We start from the raw sequence: 20,954 nt of genomic DNA on the forward strand, positions 1-20,954 counted from the left end.
CTTCTTCTCTCGCTGTCGTTGGGAGACGTACATGGAAGGACTCGAGGTCACCGTCCTGCTCGGACTGACGATCCTCGTGGGCACCCTGCTCGCACCGCGGGTGCGGCTGGCCCTGCCGCTCGTGCTGGTGGTGCTCGGACTGCTGCTCGGTTTCGTGCCGGCGCTGCGTGACGTGCAGTTGCCGCCCGAGACGGTGCTGCTGCTGTTCTTGCCGGTGATGCTTTTCTGGGAGAGCCTGACCACCTCGCTGCGGTCGATCCGTCGTGACTTCCGGTACATCCTGCCGATGAGCACCCTGCTCGTCGTCGCCTCGGCCTTCGCCGTCGCCGGAATAGGTGTGCTGTGCGGGATGCCGTGGGAGATCGCGCTCATCCTCGGCGCCGCCGTCGCCCCGCCGGATGCGACCGCTGTCGCGGCGCTGGGACGGATGCTGCCGCAGCGGATGTTCATGAAGCTCAAGGCCGAGAGCCTGAGCAACGACGGCACCGCCCTGGTGCTGTACGCGATCGCCGTGTCCATCGCGGTGGGGGGCCAGGTGACACCGCTGTCGGTCACCGGGGCGGTGCTGCTGTCGTACGGAGGCGGTATCGTCGTCGGCGTCGTGGTCGCAGGGGCCGCCTACCTGCTGCTGCGCCGCGTGAGCTCGACCATGGCGATCAACGTCACTCTGCTGCTGGTGCCGTTCACGGCGTTCCTCGTCGCCGAGATCGTCGAGGCCTCCGGTGTTCTGGCCGTGGTGGTGGCGGGCCTGATCATCGCCTACGTCTCACCCCGCGTGACGACCGCGTCCTCCCGGCGCCAGACCGACGCCGTCTGGCCGTTCGGGGTGTACCTGCTCAACGGGGCGCTGTTCATCCTCATCGGCCTTGAAGTGCAGTTCGTGCTGCATGAGATCTCCGCCGCTGCGATCGGACGACTGGCTCTCGTCTCGGTGGCCATCTGGGCGACCCTGCTCGCGGTGCGCTTCCTGTTCCAGCTGCTGAACACGCCTTTCCAAAGCCGGTCGACGACCATCCCGCGCGGGCTGCGCTCCCGCGCACGGGTGGTCTCGACCATGGCCGGCATGCGCGGAGCGGTCTCGCTCGCGATCGCGCTGTCGGTGCCGAGCACCGTCGGGTTCGTCGGCGGTGTCTCCGGTCGCGACGCGATCGTGTTCATCACCGGTGGCGTCATCCTGCTCAGCCTGCTCGTGCAGGGGCCGCTGCTGCCCGCGGTGCTGCGGTGGGCGCGGATGCCGGTCGACCACAGCCAGGACGAGGAGCTCGAACTGGCCGAGCGCGCCATCTCGGGTGCGTCTCTGGCGGTGATCGACGATCTGGCCGTCGAGCACGGCGTCGGCCAGGAGGTGCGCGACCGGGTGCGCGAAGAGGGTTACCTGCTTCTCGAGTACGCGAACGCCAGGGCGCTCGCCAGGGAACAGGCGCTGGTGGATGCCGAAGCCAAGGCCCTCGATGCCCTGCTCGATGAGCCCGACCCCCTGGCCGTCCCCGGCGAGCCGTCCCGCGTCGAGGCGCCGCTCGACGAGACGGGCGCGGCCGGATCCACCCCGGTCATCGACGGCGTCACCCTGCAGATGATCGCGACCTCCACCGACGTCGACCTGCTGCAGCGCTCGCCGCTGATCCGCCACGCCGAATTCACGAGGCTGAAGCTCGCGATGCTCGATCACAAGCGGGAGGTGCTGCTGGGTCTTCGTCGATCCGGGGCGGTCGACGACCTCATCGTCCGGCGGATCGCGGCCCGTCTCGACCTCGAGCAGGTGCGTCTGCAGGGCATCGAGGAGTTCGACTGAGACGGGCTCTCACCGCGCGTGACGTTCTGTGACGGAGCGATTCGGTGCGTGCTGCGGCGCGCACGTACCGTATCCGAGTCCCCCAAGAGAGGAAGCCCTTCACATGACCCGCCGCACCACCACTTCTGTCATCGCCGCGCTCGCCGCCGTACCGCTTTTCATCGCCCTCGCGGGGTGCGCTTCGGGTTCCACCGATGCGGGGTCGAACAGCAGCTCGACCGAGGATGAGACCGTCACGATCGGCGTCGTCGGCAAGAGCGACGAGCAGTGGCCCGCCTTCGTCGAGGCCGCCGCCGACGAGGGCATCACCGTCGAACTGGTCGATTTCGGTTCGTACGAGCAGCCCAACCCGGCGCTGGCCGCGGGTGAGCTCGACCTGAACCAGTTCCAGCACATCGTCTACCTCGCGCAGTACAACGACGCCTCGGGTGAGGACCTCACCCCGATCGGCTCCACCGCGATCTACCCGCTGGGCCTGTACTCGCAGAAGTTCGAGGATGTCGCCGACATCCCCGAGGGCGAGACCGTCGCCGTCCCGGATGACGCCTCCAACCAGGCGCGCGCCCTGCTCGTGCTGCAGTCCGCCGGGCTCATCGAGCTCAAGAGCGGCGGCACGATCTTCTCCGACCTGGCCGACGTCGACGAGGCGAAGTCCAAGGTCAAGGTCACCGCGCTCGAGGCCGCGCTCATCCCGAACGCTCTGCCCGACGTCGCCGCCGCGATCATCAACAACGACTTCGTGACCCAGGCCGGGCTGAGCTTCGAAGACGCCATCGCGCAGGACGACCCGGCCGACCCGAACGCGCTGCCCTACGTGAACATCTTCGCCGCGCGTGCGGAGGACAAGGACAACGAGACCTACCTCAAGCTCGTCGAGATCTTCCAGACCGACCCCGAGGTGCAGGCGGGCCTGCTCGCCTCGTCGGGTGACACCGCGGTGGCCCTGAAGACGCCGGCCGCCGACCTGCAGGCGTCGCTGAAGAAGGTGCTCGAAGACACCGCTGCACAGGGCTGACCCTCAGCCTTCCCGCACCCAGTGCGAGAGAATCGGGCGGTGCGTGTGAGCGCACCGCCCGATTCCCGCGCTCCACCACCCGGAGGACCCCATGCCCCTCGTGAGTCTGAACGGCGTCACGAAGTCGTACACGACGCCGGACGGCGGCACCGTCGTCGCGGTCGACGACGTCTCACTCGACATCGACGCCGGCGACGTCTACGGCATCATCGGCTACTCCGGTGCCGGAAAGTCCACCCTCGTCCGGCTCATCAACGCCCTCGAACCCGCCACGAGCGGATCGATCGTCGTGGACGGCGTCGACATCACCCGACTGCGTGAGCGCGAGTTGCGTCAGGTGCGCAGCGGCATCGGCATGATCTTCCAGCAGTTCAACCTGTTCTCCTCGAAGAACGTCAAGGCGAACATCGCCTACCCGCTCAAGCTCGCCGGCTGGTCCAAGGCCGACATCGACGAACGCGTCGCCGAGCTGCTCGCCTTCGTCGGCCTCAGCGACAAGGCGAAGGCCTACCCGGAGCAGCTCTCCGGCGGTCAGAAGCAGCGCGTCGGCATCGCCCGTGCCCTCGCCACCCGTCCCGCGATCCTCCTCGCCGACGAGGCGACCAGCGCCCTGGACCCGCAGACCACGCACGAGGTGCTCTCCCTGCTCAAGCGTGTCAACGAGGAGCAGGGCGTGACGATCGTCGTGATCACGCACGAGATGGACGTCATCCAGACCATCGCCACCAAGGTCGCCGTGATGGAGAACGGACGCGTGATCGAGAAGGGTGACGTGTTCAACGTCTTCTCCGACCCGCAGAACCCGGCATCGCAACGCTTCGTGGGCACCGTGATCAAGGGCATCCCGTCACCGGCCGAGCGCGCCTCGCTGCGGGAGCGCCACCGCGGGCGTCTGGTGACGTTCTCGTTCCGCGACGGCGACTCGTCGCAGGCGCAGGTGTTCGTCGACCTCGCGCAGGCCGGCCTCGACTTCGAGCTCGTCTACGGCGGCATCAACGACATCCGCGGCCGCGCGTTCGGTCACCTCACGCTCGCCATCCGCGGCACGGATGCCGCGATCGACGCCGCACTGGCATCCATCCGCAGCCACGCGTCGGTCACTGAGATCGACGCCACCGACGAGGAAGGGGCACGCTGATGGATCGCCTCAACGAGCTGTGGCCGGAGTTCTGGCAGGCTGCCCTCGAGACCCTCTACATGACCACCGTGGCGCTCGCGCTCAGCGGTGTGCTCGGCACGATCATCGGCATCGGCCTGTACGTCACGCGCGCCGGAGGGCTCATGCCCAACCGTGTGCTGAATGCCATCATCGGTTTCTTCGTGAACTTCTTCCGCCCGATCCCGTTCGTCATCTTCATCGCGGTGCTCATGCCCGTCACGCGGGCCGTGATCGGCATCGGCATCGGCGTGAACGCGGGAGCCTTCGCGATCGGTATCGCTGCCTCGTTCGCGATCGGACGCATTGTCGAACAGCACCTCGTCTCGGTCTCGCCCGGCGTGATCGAAGCGGCTCGTTCCATGGGCGCGGGGCCCTGGCGCATCCTCTTCACCGTCGCGATCCCCGAATCGCTCGGCCCGCTGATCCTCGGGTACACGTTCATCGTCGTCGCGCTGATCGACATGACCGCCATGGCGGGTCTCGTCGGCGGCGGTGGACTCGGTGCGTTCGCGCAGATCTACGGCTTCCGCCAGTTCGAGCCGGTCGTGATGTGGGCGGCGATCATCCTCATCGTCGCGTTCGTCCACCTCGTGCAGACGCTCGGAGCACGACTGGCCCGAAAGATCATGCGCCGGTAGGTGCCTCCTGCAGCGTGCGCCGCGTGACGAACGCGCGCGGCGCACCGCTGAGCGGGTCGATGAAGCGCAGCTCGCGAGCGAGCAGCTGCAGCGGCCGGGTGAAGTCGTCGGGCGCCTCGGGCAGCAGCTCGGGGTAGAAGCCGTCGTTGAGGATGCCGGCGCCGAGCGCCGCCAGGTGCACGCGCAGCTGGTGCATCTTGCCCGAGTGCGGGCGCAGCCGTGTGTGCAGCACGTGCTGATCGAATCCGATGAGCTCGATCAGCGTCTCGGAGTTCGGCTCGCGATCGGCATCCACCCGCACGCACACGTGCGCGCGCAGCTTCTCGATGTGGTTGCGGTAGACGCGGGGGAACGCGCGGCCGCCAAGCGTCGGGGATGCCGCATCCCAGCCCTCCGGCAGTGCCGAGACGGCCTCGTACACCTTCTCGACCTGGCGGTTCTCGAACAGCAGCTGGTACGCGCCGCGGGTCTGCGGGCGCACCGAGAACATGAGCAGGCCCGCCGTCGCCCGATCGAGCCGGTGGATCGGGGTGAGCTCGGGGATGCCGAGTCTGTTGCGCAGCCGCACGAGCGCAGAGTTCTGCAGGTACTTGCCGCCGGGGGTGGTGGGCAGGAAGTGCGGCTTGTCGGCGACGACGAGGTCGTCGTCCTGATGCAGCACGTCGATCTCGAACGGGATCTCCCGCTCCACGGGCGGCTCGCGGTAGTACCAGACGAATTCGTGGGCGCCCAGCGGCGTCTCGCGGGTGAGCGGCGTGCCGTCGCGGCCGACGATCTCACCCCGATCGAACCGGGTCAGCAGCCGTTCGGGATCGAGGTGGAAGAAGCGCTCTGCCATGTACGCGCCGATGGTCGGCCACGCACCCGTCATCGGCACGTGCAGGCGGGTCGCGCCCACCCCATCGCGCACGGGCAGGGGAGAGGGCATGCCCATCAGTGCGACCTCATGCGTCGAAGCTCAGACTCAGCTTGCGCAGCAACGCCGCTAGCCGGTCGCGATCACCGCGGGGGAGTGCGCGCAGCAGATCGGCTTCGGCATCGACCAGGCGGGTGATCGCCGCATCCACGCGCAGCCGGCCGTCGTCGGTGAGGGTCACGAGCACGCTGCGCCCGTCATCCGGGTCGGCCTCGCGCACCACGAGTCCGCGTTCGACGAGCCGGTCGATGCGGTTGGTCATCGTGCCGCTGGAGACGAGGGTCTGCTGCAGCAACTGCTTCGGGCTCAGCTGGAAGGGCGAGCCGGCGCGGCGCAGGGCCGACAGGACGTCCCACTCCCACGACTCGAGGTCACTGCGATGGAAGACCTCGCGGCGGGCCCGGTCGAGATGGCGCGAGAGGCGGTCCATCCGGGAGAGCACCTCGAGGGGCGAGAAGTCCAGGTCGGGGCGCTGGGTGTTCCACGCGCCGACGATCCGGTCGACCTCATCCGCCTCGCTCACCCCTCCATTATCCGTCCTGCGGCGCCGCACCACGTCCGGGCAGGATCTCCTCCCACACGCCACGCAGGTGTGCGCGGGAGGACTGCTCGGCGGCCGCGGCATCGCCCTCGGCGACCGCGGCCGCGACCGTGGCGTGCTGTTCGAGAGTGCCGGGGGCGGGCGTCTTCGGATGCATCCCGAAGTGCGTGCGACCGGCGAGCACCTCTCGCACGGGCTGTTCCAGAGCGCTCAGCAGGGGGTTTCCCGAGGCGGTGAGCACGAGGGAGTGAAAGGCGAGGTCGGCCTCCAGATAGGGAGCGGTGTCTGCCTGGCCCTGGGTGCCGAGCTCGGTCATCACGTCCGAGAGGCGGATGAGCTCCGCCCGCTGCTCGGGCGTCGCGCGCTGCGCGGCGAGGGCGGCGGCGATCGGCTCCACGGCCACCCGCAGTTCCATCAGCGCTTCCAGGTGCTGCTGGCGCGCGGGGCCGGCGAGGGTCCACCGGATCACCTTCGGGTCAAGCTCGTCCCAGCGCTCGCGGGGCTGCACCGTGATGCCGACCCGACGGCGAGAGGCGAGCATCCCCATGCTCTCGAGCACCCGCACTGCCTCGCGGACGACGGTCCGTGACGCGCCGTACGACTCCTCGAGGTGCGCGAGCGTGAGGACTGTTCCCTCAGTGAGGTCGCCAGAGGCGATGCGGTGACCGAGTGCGTCCAAGACGTCGCCGTGCAGGCCTTTGGGGATCATCATTCCTCCTCGAACGCAGATCGGGCCCCGCGTTCGAGATTCATACTACGATTGACCCTGGTCGCATTAAGTAGTACTTTTACGCCGTATCCATCCCTTTTCAACGGAGAAATCAATGGAAGATTGGACTCAGACCCTCGGCACGGGGCCGCTGCTCGCGATCGCCGCCGCAGCGGTGCTGCTCATCCTGTTCTTGGTCATCAAGGTGCGCCTGCACGCCTTCCTCGTGCTCATCGTGGTGTCGCTGCTCACCGCCATCGCCACGGGCCTGCCGCTGGACGCGATCGTCGGCGAAGTGCTCGTCACGAGCTTCGGCGGCACGCTCGGGTCGGTGGCGTTGCTCATCGGACTGGGCGCCATCATCGGTCGGCTGGTCGAATCCAGCGGCGGCGCCCGGGTGATCGCCGAGAAGATGGTCTCGATCTTCGGAGAGAAGCGCGCGGCCTTCGCCCTTGGCGTCACCTCGCTCATCCTCGGCTTCCCGATCTTCTTCGACGCGGGTCTGATCGTCATGCTGCCGATCATCTTCGCTGTGGCCCGCCGCATCGGCGGCAAGAACCTGCTGCTGTACGGCTTCAGCGGCGCGGCGGCCTTCTCGGTCATGCACGTCTTCCTGCCGCCGCACCCTGGCCCGGTCGCTGCCTCCGAGCTCTTCGGTGCCAACCTCGGCGTGGTCATGCTCATCGGTCTGGTCATCGCATTCCCCACCTGGTACCTCTCCGGTTACCTGTGGGGCAAGTTCGTCAACTCGCGCCACCCGATGATCGTGCCCGCGCTGTTCGGCACCACGGACGACGATCAGCCGGTCAACCCGCCCCGCGTCAGCACTGTCATCTCGATCCTGCTGCTGCCGCTCGTGCTGATCTTCCTCAACACCGGCCTGAACGCCCTGGGCAGCGTCGGTGCCGTGGATCCCGAGGCCACCTGGGTGCAGGCACTCATGCTGATCGGCACCTCGCCGGTTGCGCTGCTCATCACGGCACTGGTCGCCCTGCTCGTGCTTGGCAAGTTCCGCGGCGAGAACGGCACCGCCCTCGAGAAGCTCGTCGACGGAACCCTCGGCTCCGTGGCATCGGTCATCCTCATCACGGGCGCCGGTGGCATGTTCGGCGGCGTGCTGCGCGCCTCCGGCATCGGCGACGCGCTCTCGACGACACTCGGCGACCTGGGGCTGCCGATCATCTTCGCCGCCTACCTCATCGCGGTCGCGCTGCGTGTCGCGCAGGGATCGGCGACCGTCGCGCTTGTCACGACGGCGGGCCTGCTGGCCCCGGCCGTCACCAGCGGTGGCTTCGGCGTGATCGACGTCGCTGCGATCACCCTCGCCGCCGCTGCCGGATCGGTGTTCGCCAGCCACGTCAACGACTCCGGCTTCTGGCTGGTCGGGCGTCTGATGGGCATGGATGTGAAGACCACGCTGAAGACGTGGACCGTGCAGCAGGCCATCGAATCGGTCGTCGGTTTCGCGCTCGTCCTCGTGGTCTACGCTCTGTTCTGATCATGAGCACCGCACGCGATATCGTCATCGGCGTCGACATGGGCACGACCGCGACCAAGGCGGTGGCCTACTCCGTCACCGGCGAGCTGGTGGCCTCGGCCTCGCACGGGTACCCGCTCGAGGAGCCGTTCCCCGGTCACGCCGTGCAGGATCCCGACCTCATCCTCGGCGCCGTGTACGAATCCGTGCGTGAGGTCGTCGCCGAGATCGGCACTGACCGGGTCGCCGGCCTGTCGTTCTCGGCGGCCATGCACAGCCTGATGGCGCTGGATGCTCAGCTCGAGCCGATCACGCCCGTGGTGACCTGGGCCGACACCCGTGGTGCGGTGCAGGCCGAGCGCATCCGCGCCTCGGGGGGCGGGCTCGAACTGCACCGCCGCACCGGCACCCCCGTGCATCCGATGTCTCCGCTGGTCAAGCTCGTCTGGTTCCGGGAACAGGAGCCGCGCATCCGCCAGAACGCCGCCATCTGGGCGAACGCGAAAGACTGGGTGCTGCTGCGCCTGTGCGGTGCGCTCGTCACCGATCACTCGCTCGGGTCAAGCTCAGGGCTGATGGACATCCATCGCCTCCGGTGGGACGACGAGGCGCTCGCGCTCGCCGGCATCCGCGCCGAGCAGCTGCCGGAACTCGTGCCGACCACGACCGTGCTCGACGGGCTGACCGAAGAGGGGGCGGCCGCCACCGGGCTGCCGATGAACACCCCGGTCGTCGTCGGCGCCGGCGACGGACCCCTCGCCAACCTCGGCGTCGGGGCCGTGCGACCCGGTGTCGCCGCCTGCTCGATCGGCACCAGCGGCGCGCTGCGCGTCGCGGTCGACCGCCCTGCCGTCGACCCGCGCGGGGGCGTCTTCTGTTATGCGCTCACCGAGGACCGCTGGGTCATCGGCGGCGCCATCAACAACGGCGGCGTCACCCTCGACTGGGTGCGGGGTGAGATCGCCGAGCCGGACACACCGATCCAGACGCTGCTCGACGAGGCCGCCGAGGTACCGGCCGGCTCGGGCGGGCTGCTGATGTTGCCCTATCTGCTCTCCGAGCGCGCTCCGCACTGGAGCAGCATCGCCAGCGGTGCGTACATCGGCCTGACCAGGGCGCACCGACGTGAGCACCTGGTGCGCGCAGCGGTCGAGGGCGTGGCGATGCAACTCGCCCTCGTGCTGCAGTCGATGCGGGCCGCCGGTCTCGAGATCGACGAGATCCGGGCCACGGGCGGGGTGATCCAGCATCCGCTCTGGCAGCAGACACTCGCCGAGACGTTCGGAGCCCCGATCGGGCTGCTCGCCGGCCAAGAAGGCTCCGGGTTCGGCGCGGCGCTGCTGGGCATGCAGGCCCTCGGACTCATCGACTCGATCGACGTCGCCGCGAGTATGCAGCCGGTCGAGCGCGTGGTGCGTCCCCGACCGGCGCAGGCTGCCGTCTACTCCTCGCTGCTGCCGGTCTTCGACGAACTGTACGACGCGCTGTTGCCCACGTATCAGCGGCTGCGACGGCTGGCGCCTTCGCTACCCGTCGACCTTCCCACAGGCGGCTGAACGGGCGACACGGCGAGTGTCATGAACAGGCTGTTCGGGTCGGGCAGGTACGAGCCGAACGGGTCGCAGTCGACAAAGCCGGCACGGGCGTAGAGCCGGTGCGCTGACTGGAAGAACCTGTCGTTGCCGGTCTCCAGAGAGATGCGCCGGATGCCGCGCGCCGCGGCATCCCTGATCAGAAATCCCAGCATCCGCTCACCCAGACCCTCGCCGCGCCGGTCGGGGGCGGTGCGCATCGACTTGAGCTCCTCGTGGCCGGGCTCGATCGGGGCGAGCGCACCGGTGGCGATCGGCTGACCGTCATCGACCATCGCGAACAACCGCATCTCCGGCGCGAGCAGACGGTCCAAGGGGAGGGCGTGCTGGCTCTCCGGGGGAGCGGTGCCGGCCATGTCGGCGTGATGGTCGGCGAGGAACGCGGCCAGCGCCGGGGTCGCCGTGCGGACGCGCTCGATCTCGAGGGGCATGGCGACAGGATCGCAGACGCATGTTTCCAGGGGATGACGGTCACCTTCCGGCTCGCCCTGTCATCGCACACGGCTCGCACGACAGTGCGGCGCCGCGAACATGGCAGACTTGTCTCGCGGCCCCGGTGGCCGTGGTCCGCCGTGGTGTAATGGCAGCACGACAGCCTTTGGAGCTGTGAGGTCTAGGTTCGAGTCCTGGCGGCGGAGCATGACGGAGAACAACCTCGCCATCATCGTCCTCGCCGCAGGACAGGGCACCCGCATGAAGTCGCGCCTGCCCAAGGTGCTGCACGAGATCAGCGGACGCCCGCTGGTCGGCCACGTGCTCACCACGGCGACCGCGCTCGGCGCCGACATCGTCGAGGTCGTGGTGCGGCACGAGCGAGACCAGGTGGTCGCCGCGCTCGCCGAGAGCTACCCGGCCGCGCGGATCGTCGACCAGGACGAGATCCCCGGGACCGGTCGTGCCGTACAGGTCGCGCTGGACGAACTGCCGGACGAGTTCGGTGGCGATGTGCTCGTGCTCTCCGGCGACGTGCCACTGCTCGAGACCAGCACCCTGCGTGCCCTGATCGACGCGCATCACGCCGCGCACGCCGCAGCGACCCTGCTCAGCGCGCACCTGGCCGACCCGACGGGCTACGGCCGTGTCATCCGCGACGCCGAGGGCGGCGTCGCGCGCATCGTCGAGCAGAAGGATGCCACGCCGGATGAGGCCGCCGTCACCGAGATCAACGCCGGTGTGTACGTCTTCCGCGCGCCGCTGCTGCGCACGTTCCTCGCACGCGTCGACCAGAACAACGCGCAGGGTGAGATGTACCTGACCGATGTGATCGGTCTGCTGCGCGAGGCGAACCAGCCGGTCGCGGCCGAGGTCGCCGACGATGTCGCCGCCACCTTCGGTGTGAATGACCGTGCGCAGCTGGCCGAGGCGGGCCGAGTGCTCAACGCGCGCATCGTTCGGCACTGGCAGCGCGAAGGCGTCACGATCGTCGACCCCGCCACCACGTGGATCGACGACGACGCCACCCTCGCGCCCGATGTCACTGTGCTGCCGAACACGCAGATCCTGCGGGCGACCACGATCGCCGCCGGTGCCACGATCGGCCCCGACACCACCCTCGTCGACTGCGAGGTGGGGGAGGATGCCGTCGTGCGCCGCACCGACGCGAACCTCGCCGTCATCGGCGCGAACGCGACCGTCGGCCCGTTCTCGTACCTGCGTGCAGGCACCGTGCTCGGCGAGGGCGGCAAGATCGGCGCCTACGTCGAGACCAAGAACGCGCAGATCGGTGAGGGCAGCAAGGTTCCGCACCTGTCGTACGTCGGAGACGCGACGATCGGGCGCGGCGTCAACCTGGGCGCCAGCACGATCACGGCCAACTACGACGATGTGAACAAGCACCGCACCGAGATCGGCGACGAGGTGCACACCGGGTCGCACACGGTGCTCGTCGCGCCCGTTAGGCTGGGTGCTGGAGCGAAGACCGGTGCCGGTGCCGTCGTCCGTAAGGACGTCCCCGCCGGAGCCCTGGCCATGAGCGTCGCCCCTCAGCGCAACATCGAGGGGTGGGTCGAGAAGAACAGAGCAGGCACGGGTGCCGCAGACGCGGCAACCCGGGCACGATCGGCGGAATAGGCGGACCGATGGGGCGCAAGAAGAAGACGGTGGAACTGGACCGGGACAACGACATCGCTCCCGGCCTGATCGCGAAGACGAAGAAGCGGCTTGTCGTCGCCGGCGGTCGCTCGCACCCCGAGTTGACCAGGCAGATCGCCGAAGCCCTCGGCACCGAGATCGCCCCGGTCGAGCACCGCACGTTCGCCTCGGGTGAGATCTACGCCCGCTTCGAGGTGTCGATTCGCGGGTGCGACCTGTTCATCGTGCAGTCCTTCGGCGCGCCCGTGAACGAGTGGCTGATGGAGACGCTGATCATGCTGGATGCCGCCAAGCGCGCCTCCGCCAAGCGCATCACGGTCGTCGCCCCCTACTACCCCTACTCCCGCCAGGACAAGAAGGGGCGCGGCCGCGAGCCGATCAGTGCCCGCCTTGTGGCCGACATGCTCAAGACCGCGGGCGCCGACCGCGTGATGAGCGTCGACCTGCACGCAGCGCAGATCCAGGGCTTCTTCGACGGCCCGGTCGACCACCTGTTCGCCAAGCCCGTGCTGCTGGACTACTTCGAGCGCACGCTCAGCCCCGAGGACCGCGAGATCCTCACCGTCGTCTCGCCCGACATGGGACGCGTGCGCGTGGCTGACACGTGGTCGGACAGCCTCGGCGCACCGCTGGCGATCATCCACAAGCGTCGCGACCCGAAGGTCGCCAACCAGGTGTCCGTGCACGAGATCGTCGGCACCGTCGAGGGGCGCACCTGCCTGCTCGTCGACGACATGATCGACACCGGTGGCACGATCGTGAAGGCCGCGCAGGCACTCAAGGCCAACGGGGCGCACCGCGTCATCGTCGCGGCCACGCACGCGATCTTCAGCGACCGGGCATCCGAGCGCCTGCAGGACGACTCGATCGACGAGGTCGTCATCACCGACACCATCCCGCTGTCCGCATCGCGGCAGTGGGACAACCTCACGATCCTCCCGATCGCGCCGCTGCTGGCCACCGGCATCCGCCAGGTCTTCGAGGACGGCTCGGTGACGAGCATGTTCGGCGGCGACGCGTAGCCGACGCGAAGACTCTTCATAGGAATGTCGCCCATCCTGGGTGACATGAACAAGATCGCAGCCCTGCGCACCGGAACCGCCTTCGTCGGCATCGCCGGCGCGCTCGTCCTCGCCGGATGCTCCGGCACGGCCGACGCCGAGACGTCCACCGACGAGAGCACCACATCGAGTTCGTCGGGTTCGTCGACCACCGCGGGCGAGTACACCGACGGCACATACACCGCCGAGGGGTCGTACCAGACGCCCGAGACGGTCGAGACGATCAGTGTCACCCTCACTCTCGAAGACGGCACCGTCACCGCTGTCGAGGTGACCGGTGACCCGCAGGCGCGCGAGAGCGAGCAGTACCAGGGCCAGTTCATCTCCGGCATCGCCGACGAGGTGGTCGGCGTGAGCATCGACGAACTCAGCGTCGACCGGGTCGCCGGCTCATCGCTGACCAGCGGCGGCTTCAACAAGGCGGTGGAGAGCATCAAGGAACAGGCGGCCGCATGACCACGTGGAGCTTCGACGCGATCGGCACCCGCTGGGAGATCGAGACCGCGGCGGAGCTCCCTGCCGTCCACCGCGTGGGCGTGCAGGCCCGTATCGCAGCCTTCGACGCGGAGTGGTCGCGCTTCCGCGGCGACTCCGTGATCTCCCGCCTCGGTGCGGGCGGCGGCCGTGTGCCCGCCCCTGCCGACACCGTGGCGATGCTCGACGCGTACCGTGAGCTCTCGGACGCGACCGACGGTGCCGTCAACCCGCTCATCGGGCAGGGGCTGGCGGCGCTGGGCTACAACGCCGCGCTCACGCTGCACCACGGCTCGTCCGAGCCGGCGCCGGAGGACTGGCAGGAGATGCTGCGCTGGTCAGCATCCGATCTCTCCCTCACCACCCCGGCGACGATCGACGTGGGAGCCCTGGGCAAGGGGCGGCTCGTCGACCTCGTCCACGCCACCCTCGCCGGCATCAGGGGGCCGGTGATCGTCGACGCCAGCGGCGACATGCTCGTGCGCGGCGGAGGCATCCGGGTCGCCCTGGAACACCCCTACGATGCGACCCGCGCGATCGGCGTGGTGCGCATCGAAGACGAGGCGTTGTGCGCGTCGGCGACCAACCGCCGCGCCTGGGGGAGCGGGCTGCATCATGTGCTCGACGCCCGCACCGGCGAGCCCGTCCGCACCTGGGCCGCCACGTGGGCGATCGCCCCGGACGCCATGCGGGCCGACGCCATCGCCACGGCGCTGTTCTTCGACGGCGGCCCCGACCTCGCCGAGGCCTGGGGTGTGCAGTGGGTGCGCATGTCGACCGACGGACGTGTGCAGCGCTCCACAGACTTCTCCGGGGAGCTCTTCACCCGGGGATGGGGAAGAGTAGAGGGGTGCTGACTTCTCTCACGGCGCTGCGGCAGCGGGTGCTCGCTCTGCTCGGCGCGATCTCCATGTACCGGCTCGTGCTGTTCTCTCTGGCCACCCTGGCGCTGATCGCGGCGGGACTCTCGTTCGCCGACCTGGTCGCGCCGACCGCGGTCGAGCTGCTCGCCACCTTCGTCGTGCTCGCCGTGGTGATCTCTGTCGTCGATGCGGCGGCGCAGCGCATCTTGCGGCTGCCGTGGCGCATCGAATCCTCGCTGGTGACGGCGCTGATCCTGCTGTTCGTGCTGCAGCCGAGCGTCGAACTGCGGGGCCTCGCGGCGGTGGCGCTGGCCGGTGTCGTCGCCAGCCTGTCGAAGTACCTCATCGCGTGGCGTGGCCGGCACATCCTCAACCCCGCCGCCTTCGGCGCGGCGGTGGTGACGATCGTCGGCTCCTTCCTACCGGTCGACGCGGTCGGCACGTACTCATCGTGGTGGATCGGCACCCCCGCGATGGCCGTGCCTGTGGCCGTGCTCGGGCTGTTCGTGCTGTGGCGCACCGAGAAGGTACGGATCGTGCTTGTCTTCCTGCTGCTCGCGGTGGGGGTGAGCGTGGTGCGGCAGGCGGTGCAGGCGCAGGCGGTGGGTCTCGACTTCGCCGTGACGGATGCCGTCTGGCTCGCACTCGCGCAGTCGCCGTATCTCTTCCTCGGCGCCTTCATGCTCTCTGAGCCCCTCACGCTGCCCCCGCGCCGCTGGCAGCAGTTCAGCGTCGCGGCGCTCGTGGGCGTGCTGGCCGGCTGGCCGATCGCGATCGGCGGGCTGTTCACGCTCGGTCAGGAGCGCGCACTGCTGCTCGGCAACCTGCTGGCTTTCGCGTTCGCCGTGCGCGGCTCCGTTCGTCTCGTGCTCGAGAAGCGGCAGTTCGTCACGCCGACCGCGCAGGAGCTGACCTTCCGCACCAAGAGCCGCCTGCGGTTCGTCGCGGGCCAATACCTGGAACTCGACGTGCCGCACCACCGGCCCGATGCCCGCGGCACGCGGCGCGAGTTCAGCATCGTCTCGGCGCCCGCTGATCTGCCGACCCTGCGCATCGCTTACAAGGACGGCGATCAGAAGCATCCGTCAAGCTACAAGCGCGCCCTTGCCGCCGCCCAGCCGGGCACGGTGCTCGCGGTCACCGGTATCTGGGGGGACTTCGTGCTGCCCCGCGGTGACTCGCCGGTGCTCATGGTCGCGGCCGGCATCGGCGTGACACCGTTCGTGTCACAGCTGCGGCAGCTGCACGCGACCGGCGTCGAGCGCGACGTCGTGCTCGTCTACGTGGCGGCGGATGCTGCGGAGCTGGCCTTCCGCGATGAGCTCGCCGAGACCTGCGCGCGGGTGATCGTGTTCACTCGCGACAAGCCCGCCGACCTGCCCGCGCACTGGACGTGGGCGCAGGGCGCGCGGCTGGATGCGCAGTCGCTCGAGCATCACGTCGCTGACGTCAGCGCCCGGCATGCGTTCATCTCCGGCCCGCCGCGCCTGATCGCCGACCTGGCGCCCGCGCTGCAGAAGGCCAGGTCACTGACCACCGACGCCTTCGCCGGGTACTGACCGGGCGAAGGGCGCTCACCAGGCGAAGGCGGCTCACTCGGCGCGGTCGGCCGTCGGTGAGGAGGGCAGTGTCACGATGAAGGTCGTGTCGCCCGGTTCGCTCTCCACCCGGATGCTGCCGCCATGCCCCTCGACGATCGCCTTCACGATCGCCAGCCCGAGGCCGGTGCCGCCGGTCTGACGCGCGCGGGAGCTGTCGCCACGGGCGAAGCGGGCGAACAGTTCGTCGCGCACCTGCGGGTCGATCCCGGGGCCGTCGTCGTGCACGCGCAACTCGGCGCCGCCGTTCACGCGTGCCACGCTCAGGGTGATGCGGGTGCCGGGCGGGGTGTGCGTGCGGGCGTTGGCGAGCAGGTTCGTCACGACCTGGTGCAGGCGGCCGGAGTCGCCGAGCACGATCACCGGGTCTGCCGGCACCTGCAGGTTCCATTCGTGGTCCGGCGCGGTGGGGCGGGCATCGGCCACGCCTTCGACGGCGAGCTGGGTGAGGTCGACCGTGCCGTGCACGAGCTCGCGTCCCTCATCCAGCCGGGCCAGCAGCAGCAGGTCTTCGACGAGGCTGGTCATGCGCAGCGACTGGGCCTGGATGCGGTCGAGCGCCGTGCGTGTCTGCTCGACGGTCGCCGGTGACGGCGCCTGCTCCGGCTCGGCGGGGAGAGCACGCAGCGACAGCTCGGAGTATCCCCGGATGGAGGCCAGGGGTGTGCGCAGTTCGTGGCTGGCATCGGCGACGAAGCGCCGCATCCGCTCTTCGTTCTGCTGGCGCGCGGACAGCGAGGAGTCGACGTGATCGAGCAGCGTGTTCAGCGCCGCACCCACCCGGCCGATCTCTGTGCGCGGGTCGGCTTCCGACTCGGGCACGCGCTCGGTGATGGACACCTCGCCCCGGTCGAGCGGCTGGCTCGAGACCCGGGTGGCGGTGGCGGCGGCCACGCGGAGCGGGCGGAGGCTCACGCTGATCGTCAGTGCGGTGGTCACCGCGAGCAGCATGAGGCCGCCCAGCGTCGCCAGCGCGATCACCGTGAACAGCTGCGTCATGGTGCCCTGGATCTCGGCGCGGGAGAGGCCGGTCACGACGAGGGTGCCGTCGCTGAGCTGGTCGACCGTCACGCGGTACGAGCCCGACTCGCCGACGTTCACCGTGCTGTAGTGCACGGGGCCGCGGTCGGGGGAGGCGGTGTCGACGCCCGAGAGCGCCTCGAAGAGCTGCGCGCTGGTCAGGCTTGTCGCACCGTCATCGGTGACGATGACACCGCTGGGGTCGCCGGATGCGGGCACCACGGCGAGGAAGACATCGTCGCGCACCGGGCCGGGGCCGACATTGCCCAGCGTGTACTCGGCCGTGAGCGGCACGTTCAGCAGATTGGCCTGCACGGCGTACTGCTGCACCCGCTGGGTCAACTGGTCGGCGGTGGCGTCGAGCTGACGTTCCAGCTGGTCTTCGAGCGTGTTGCCCAGCGTGGCGCTGGTGATCATGGCGACGATGACGAGGATCAGCGAGACGAACCCGATGACGGCGGCCATGAGCCGCGCTTGCAGGGTGAGGGGGCGGCGCACCATGGCCCCTTACTGCGGGGCCTTGATCATGTAGCCGACGCCGCGCACGGTGTGCAGCAGGGGCGTGCGGCCGGCGTCGATCTTCTTGCGCAGGTACGAGATGTACAGCTCGACGACCGACGACTTGCCGCCGAAGTCGTAGCTCCAGACCCGGTCGAGGATCTGCGGCTTGGACAGCACGCGGCGCTCGTTGCGCATGAGGTAGCGCAGCAGTTCGAACTCGGTGGCGGTGAGCTCGATCTCCTCGCCGTCGCGGACGACCTCATGGCTGTCCTCGTTCAGCGACAGGTCGGCGACGCGCAGGATCGCCTGCTCATCGTCCGTGCGCACCTGACCGGAGCGGCGGATGACCGCACGAAGGCGGGCGATGACCTCTTCGAGGCTGAACGGCTTGGTGACATAGTCGTCGCCGCCGGCGGTCAGTCCGGCGATGCGGTCGCTGACGGCATCCTTCGCGGTGAGGAAGACGACCGGCACCGTGTTGCCCGACTCGCGCAGCCGGCGCAGCACGCCCATGCCGTCGAGGTCGGGCATCATCACGTCGAGCACGAGCGCGTCGGGTTCGAACTCGCGTGCCACCTGCAGCGCTTCCAGACCGGAGCCGGCGGTGCGCACCTCCCAGCCCTCCATGCGGAGGGCCATCGCGAGCAGGTCGGTGAGCATCGGCTCGTCATCGACGGCGAGGATGCGCAGAGGGGATCCGTCAGGGCGGCGAAGTTCGGGGTGCTCGAGGCTCATGCGTACATCATCCCCGGCATCCCTTGGCGTTTCCCAAGCACTTCCTATGTACCATCTGTGACCCCCGCCCCACCCGCCCCCTCCCCGCAAACCACCGCCGGGTTTGGGGCGTCATCTCGCGTTTGGGGCGCCCTACGGCTGCCCCGAACGCGAGAATCCGCCCCAAACCCGGCAGGAAAGGGGGGAGAGAAGGGGAGGGTTAGTGGGTGTCCTCGGCTTCGATCTCGGTGCGGTCGCCGGACCACAGGGTGTGGAACGTGCCCGGCTTGTCGATGCGCTTGTAGGTGTGCGCGCCGAAGAAGTCACGCTGACCCTGGATCAGCGACGCCGGCAGGCGGTCGGCACGGATGCCGTCGTAGTACGCCAGCGACGACGAGAAGGCGGGGGCGGGGATGCCGGACTCGGCGGCCGTCGAGACCACGCGACGCCACGCGGCCTGACCGCGGGTGAGTGCGTCGACGAAGTACGGCGCGGTCATCAGCACGGGCAGGTCGGGGTTCTCGACGTACGCGTCGGCGATGCGGTTGAGGAACTGCGCGCGGATGATGCAGCCCGCACGCCAGATCTTCGCGATCGCCGCGAGGTCGATGTTCCAGCCGTACTCGACAGCGCCCGCGCGGATCTCGTCGAAGCCCTGCGAGTAGGCGACGATCTTCGACGCGTACAGGGCGCGGCGGACGTCTTCGATGAAGCCGTCCACGTCGGTGACGGTGAACTCCTCGTCCGGGCCGGGAAGGATGCGGGCGACCTCGCGCTGCTCGGGGTGCGACGAGAGCGAGCGGGCGAATGTGGCCTCGGCGATGCCCGAGACCGGCACACCGAGCGACAGGGCGGTCTGCACGGTCCATGCACCGGTGCCCTTGGCGCCCGCCTGGTCCAGGATGACGTCGACGAGCGGCTTGCCGGTGGAGGCGTCGATCTGACGCAGCACCTCGGCGGTGATCTCGATGAGGTACGACTCCAGTTCGCCCTTGTTCCATTCGGCGAAGATGTCGGCGATCTCGGCCGGCGTCTTGCCGGTGCCGCGGCGGATGAGGTCATACGCCTCGGCGATCAGCTGCATATCGGCGTACTCGATGCCGTTGTGCACCATCTTCACGAAGTGGCCGGCACCGTCGTGGCCGACGTGAGTGACGCAGGGCTCGCCATCCTCGGGCGCGACCGCGGCGATCGAGCGGAGGATCGGGCCGAGCGTGACCCACGACTCGTCCGAGCCGCCGGGCATGATCGAGGGGCCGTGGAGGGCGCCCTCCTCGCCACCGGAGATGCCGGCGCCGACGAAGTTGATGCCCGTCTCGCGCACGGCCTTCTCGCGGCGGATGGTGTCGGGGAAGTACGCGTTGCCGCCGTCGACGATGATGTCGCCGGGTTCAAAGACCTCGAGCAGCGAGTCGATCACGGCGTCGGTCGGGCCGCCGGCCTTGACCATGATGATCGCGGTGCGCGGCTTCTGGAGCGAGTCCGCGAACTCCTGGTAGGTGTGGGCGGGGACGAATCCGGCCTCGGGGTGCTCGTCGAGCAGCGTCTGAGTCTTCTCATAGCTGCGGTTGAAGATCGCCACGGTGTTGCCCTCGCGGCTGGCGAGGTTGCGGGCGAGGTTCGAGCCCATGACGGCGAGTCCGACGACTCCGATGTTCGCTGATGCTTCGGGCACAGAAGGCTCCTCGATCGTGAGAGTGGATGCTCTCAGCGTATCGCTGTGCGCCGGGTCGGTGCTCGGATGTGTCGCGCGCGGCGCGGAGCCGCGCGCTGCGCCCTGGGCGGATCAGTCCTTGCGGTAGCTGGAGCGACCCATGGCGAACATCGCGCCGAACGACGTGATCACGCCGCAGACCGCCATGGCGCCGATCAGCCAGAGGATTGCGTGCGAGAGGAATGCGCCATCGATCATGGTCACCAGCCTAGCGGCACTTCGGGTACCATTGAGGAGTTCCTCGGCGAGGGATGACGCGCGTGCGCGGGCATCCGTTATCGACGCGGTGATGTGAGCCCGGTGGCTTCTCGTCTCGTGTCCGTGTCCGAGACGCCGATCCACGACCACCGCGCGGCCCACCACCGCGTGTCCTGAAGGAGAACCTCACATGTCTGAAGACACCAAGGTCCACGCCGAGCTGCGCACCAACTTCGGCAAGGGCTTCGCCCGCCGTCTGCGCGCTGCCGGCAAGATCCCCGCCGTCATCTACGGTCACGGCACCGAGCCCGTGCACGTGGCCCTCCCCGGTCACCAGGTCTCGCTGATCATCCGTCGCGCCAACGCGCTGCTCGAGCTCGACATCGAGGGCAAGGGCCAGCTCGCGCTCGTCAAGGACGTGCAGAAGGACCCGGTGCACCAGGTCATCGAGCACATCGACCTGCTCGTCGTGAAGAAGGGCGAGAAGGTCGCGATCGATCTTCCCGTCGTCGTCACCGGTGAGCCGGCTCCCGGCACCATCGCCAACCTCGACGCCACGACCCTCTCGGTCGAGGCCGAGGCCACCCACATCCCCGAGAACGTCGAGGTGTCGGTCGAGGGCCTCGAGGACGGCGCACACGTCACCGCTGCTGACGTGAAGCTGCCCAAGGGCGTCACGCTGCTCGCCGACCCCGAGGTGCTCGTCGTGGCCGTCTCGATCCCCGCCGTCGAGGTGGAGGAGACCGAGGAGGCCGCCGAGGCTGCCGAGGAAGCCGCCGAGGAGACCGCCGCGGAGTGATCCGCTGACAGTTCTAGGAGGGAGGGGGCGCGAGCACATCGCGTCCCCTTCGTCATATCCGCGCAACGCACATCAGGAGAGG

General features: G+C 69.1%; 20 protein-coding genes and 1 tRNA gene. 13 read left to right on the plus strand and 8 right to left on the minus strand.

Annotation, left to right across the window (positions count from 1 at the left end; translation table 11 throughout):
• Positions 1-31 precede the first annotated feature (31 nt).
• From WDU93_RS06425 to WDU93_RS06440, 4 genes are all read left to right on the plus strand, one after another.
• The gene (locus WDU93_RS06425; RefSeq protein WP_337318733.1) at positions 32-1,792 is read left to right on the plus strand and encodes a Na+/H+ antiporter; all 1,761 of its coding nucleotides are present in this window, start codon (positions 32-34) and stop codon (positions 1,790-1,792) included.
• Between the two features lie 103 nt (positions 1,793-1,895).
• Positions 1,896-2,807: a MetQ/NlpA family ABC transporter substrate-binding protein gene (locus tag WDU93_RS06430; protein ID WP_337318735.1), complete on the plus strand. Its 912-nt coding sequence runs from the start codon at positions 1,896-1,898 to the stop codon at positions 2,805-2,807.
• A gap of 91 nt (positions 2,808-2,898) precedes the next feature.
• Positions 2,899-3,945 (plus strand): methionine ABC transporter ATP-binding protein, encoded by a 1,047-nt coding sequence (locus tag WDU93_RS06435; protein ID WP_337318736.1) that lies wholly within the window; start codon positions 2,899-2,901, stop codon positions 3,943-3,945.
• Entirely contained in the window at positions 3,945-4,604 is a 660-nt protein-coding gene (locus WDU93_RS06440) for a methionine ABC transporter permease (protein WP_337318738.1), read from the plus strand. Before WDU93_RS06435 ends, WDU93_RS06440 begins: the two co-directional genes overlap by 1 nt.
• Here WDU93_RS06440 and WDU93_RS06445 read toward each other — a convergent pair.
• The 3 genes from WDU93_RS06445 to WDU93_RS06455 are packed head-to-tail and all read right to left on the minus strand — an operon-like array spanning position 4,591 to position 6,770.
• Entirely contained in the window at positions 4,591-5,532 is a 942-nt protein-coding gene (locus tag WDU93_RS06445) for a pseudouridine synthase (protein WP_337318740.1), read from the minus strand. The two genes, WDU93_RS06440 and WDU93_RS06445, sit on opposite strands and share 14 nt — an antisense overlap.
• A 16-nt stretch (positions 5,533-5,548) precedes the next feature.
• A complete protein-coding gene (locus WDU93_RS06450; RefSeq protein WP_337318742.1) occupies positions 5,549-6,043 on the minus strand; it encodes a MarR family winged helix-turn-helix transcriptional regulator in 495 nt (164 codons plus the stop codon).
• 7 nt (positions 6,044-6,050) lie between these two features.
• Positions 6,051-6,770: a FadR/GntR family transcriptional regulator gene (locus tag WDU93_RS06455; RefSeq protein WP_337318744.1), complete on the minus strand. Its 720-nt coding sequence runs from the start codon at positions 6,768-6,770 to the stop codon at positions 6,051-6,053.
• A 115-nt stretch (positions 6,771-6,885) separates the two neighbouring features.
• Between WDU93_RS06455 and WDU93_RS06460 the strand changes: the two genes are divergently transcribed.
• Both WDU93_RS06460 and WDU93_RS06465 read left to right on the plus strand, forming a co-directional pair.
• A complete protein-coding gene (locus WDU93_RS06460) occupies positions 6,886-8,268 on the plus strand; it encodes a GntP family permease (protein WP_337318746.1) in 1,383 nt (460 codons plus the stop codon).
• A gap of 2 nt (positions 8,269-8,270) precedes the next feature.
• Positions 8,271-9,803, plus strand: coding sequence for a gluconokinase (locus tag WDU93_RS06465; protein ID WP_337318748.1), 1,533 nt, complete (start codon positions 8,271-8,273; stop codon positions 9,801-9,803).
• On the opposite strand, the gene WDU93_RS06470 is transcribed toward WDU93_RS06465, so the two are convergent.
• On the minus strand, positions 9,746-10,270 hold the full coding sequence (locus WDU93_RS06470; protein WP_337318750.1) for a GNAT family N-acetyltransferase: 525 nt from the start codon (positions 10,268-10,270) through the stop codon (positions 9,746-9,748). The two genes, WDU93_RS06465 and WDU93_RS06470, sit on opposite strands and share 58 nt — an antisense overlap.
• Before the next feature lie 135 nt (positions 10,271-10,405).
• Here WDU93_RS06470 and WDU93_RS06475 point away from each other — a divergent pair.
• The 6 genes from WDU93_RS06475 (at position 10,406) to WDU93_RS06500 (ending at position 15,887) form a co-directional block, all read left to right on the plus strand.
• A tRNA-Gln gene (locus tag WDU93_RS06475) sits at positions 10,406-10,477 on the plus strand.
• A gap of 1 nt (position 10,478) precedes the next feature.
• A complete protein-coding gene (glmU, locus tag WDU93_RS06480) occupies positions 10,479-11,909 on the plus strand; it encodes a bifunctional UDP-N-acetylglucosamine diphosphorylase/glucosamine-1-phosphate N-acetyltransferase GlmU (protein WP_337318752.1) in 1,431 nt (476 codons plus the stop codon).
• A gap of 8 nt (positions 11,910-11,917) precedes the next feature.
• A complete protein-coding gene (locus WDU93_RS06485) occupies positions 11,918-12,952 on the plus strand; it encodes a ribose-phosphate diphosphokinase (protein ID WP_337318754.1) in 1,035 nt (344 codons plus the stop codon).
• Between the two features lie 45 nt (positions 12,953-12,997).
• Entirely contained in the window at positions 12,998-13,447 is a 450-nt protein-coding gene (locus WDU93_RS06490; RefSeq protein WP_337318756.1) for an FMN-binding protein, read from the plus strand.
• On the plus strand, positions 13,444-14,322 hold the full coding sequence (locus WDU93_RS06495; RefSeq protein WP_337318758.1) for an FAD:protein FMN transferase: 879 nt from the start codon (positions 13,444-13,446) through the stop codon (positions 14,320-14,322). The genes WDU93_RS06490 and WDU93_RS06495 overlap by 4 nt, the downstream gene beginning before the upstream one ends.
• Positions 14,316-15,887 carry an FAD-dependent oxidoreductase gene (locus WDU93_RS06500; protein WP_337318760.1) on the plus strand — a complete coding sequence of 524 codons (1,572 nt, stop codon included), beginning with the start codon at positions 14,316-14,318 and terminating at the stop codon, positions 15,885-15,887. The genes WDU93_RS06495 and WDU93_RS06500 overlap by 7 nt, the downstream gene beginning before the upstream one ends.
• Positions 15,888-15,920: 33 nt before the next feature.
• Here the strand turns inward: WDU93_RS06500 and WDU93_RS06505 are convergent, their stop codons facing one another.
• The 4 genes from WDU93_RS06505 to WDU93_RS06520 form a co-directional block, all read right to left on the minus strand.
• The gene (locus WDU93_RS06505) at positions 15,921-17,447 is read right to left on the minus strand and encodes a sensor histidine kinase (protein ID WP_337318762.1); all 1,527 of its coding nucleotides are present in this window, start codon (positions 17,445-17,447) and stop codon (positions 15,921-15,923) included.
• Positions 17,448-17,453: 6 nt separating this feature from the next.
• Entirely contained in the window at positions 17,454-18,182 is a 729-nt protein-coding gene (locus tag WDU93_RS06510) for a response regulator transcription factor (RefSeq protein WP_337318764.1), read from the minus strand.
• A gap of 199 nt (positions 18,183-18,381) precedes the next feature.
• Positions 18,382-19,836, minus strand: a complete 1,455-nt coding sequence (gndA, locus tag WDU93_RS06515) for an NADP-dependent phosphogluconate dehydrogenase (RefSeq protein ID WP_337318766.1) — start codon at positions 19,834-19,836, stop codon at positions 18,382-18,384.
• Positions 19,837-19,947: 111 nt separating this feature from the next.
• Positions 19,948-20,073, minus strand: coding sequence for a hypothetical protein (locus WDU93_RS06520; protein ID WP_337318768.1), 126 nt, complete (start codon positions 20,071-20,073; stop codon positions 19,948-19,950).
• Between the two features lie 190 nt (positions 20,074-20,263).
• On the opposite strand from WDU93_RS06520, the gene WDU93_RS06525 reads away from it, so the two are divergent.
• Entirely contained in the window at positions 20,264-20,872 is a 609-nt protein-coding gene (locus WDU93_RS06525) for a 50S ribosomal protein L25/general stress protein Ctc (protein ID WP_337318770.1), read from the plus strand.
• Positions 20,873-20,954 lie beyond the last annotated feature (82 nt).

Source organism: Microbacterium istanbulense (assembly GCF_037204145.1).
GTDB classification, from domain to species: domain Bacteria; phylum Actinomycetota; class Actinomycetes; order Actinomycetales; family Microbacteriaceae; genus Microbacterium; species Microbacterium istanbulense.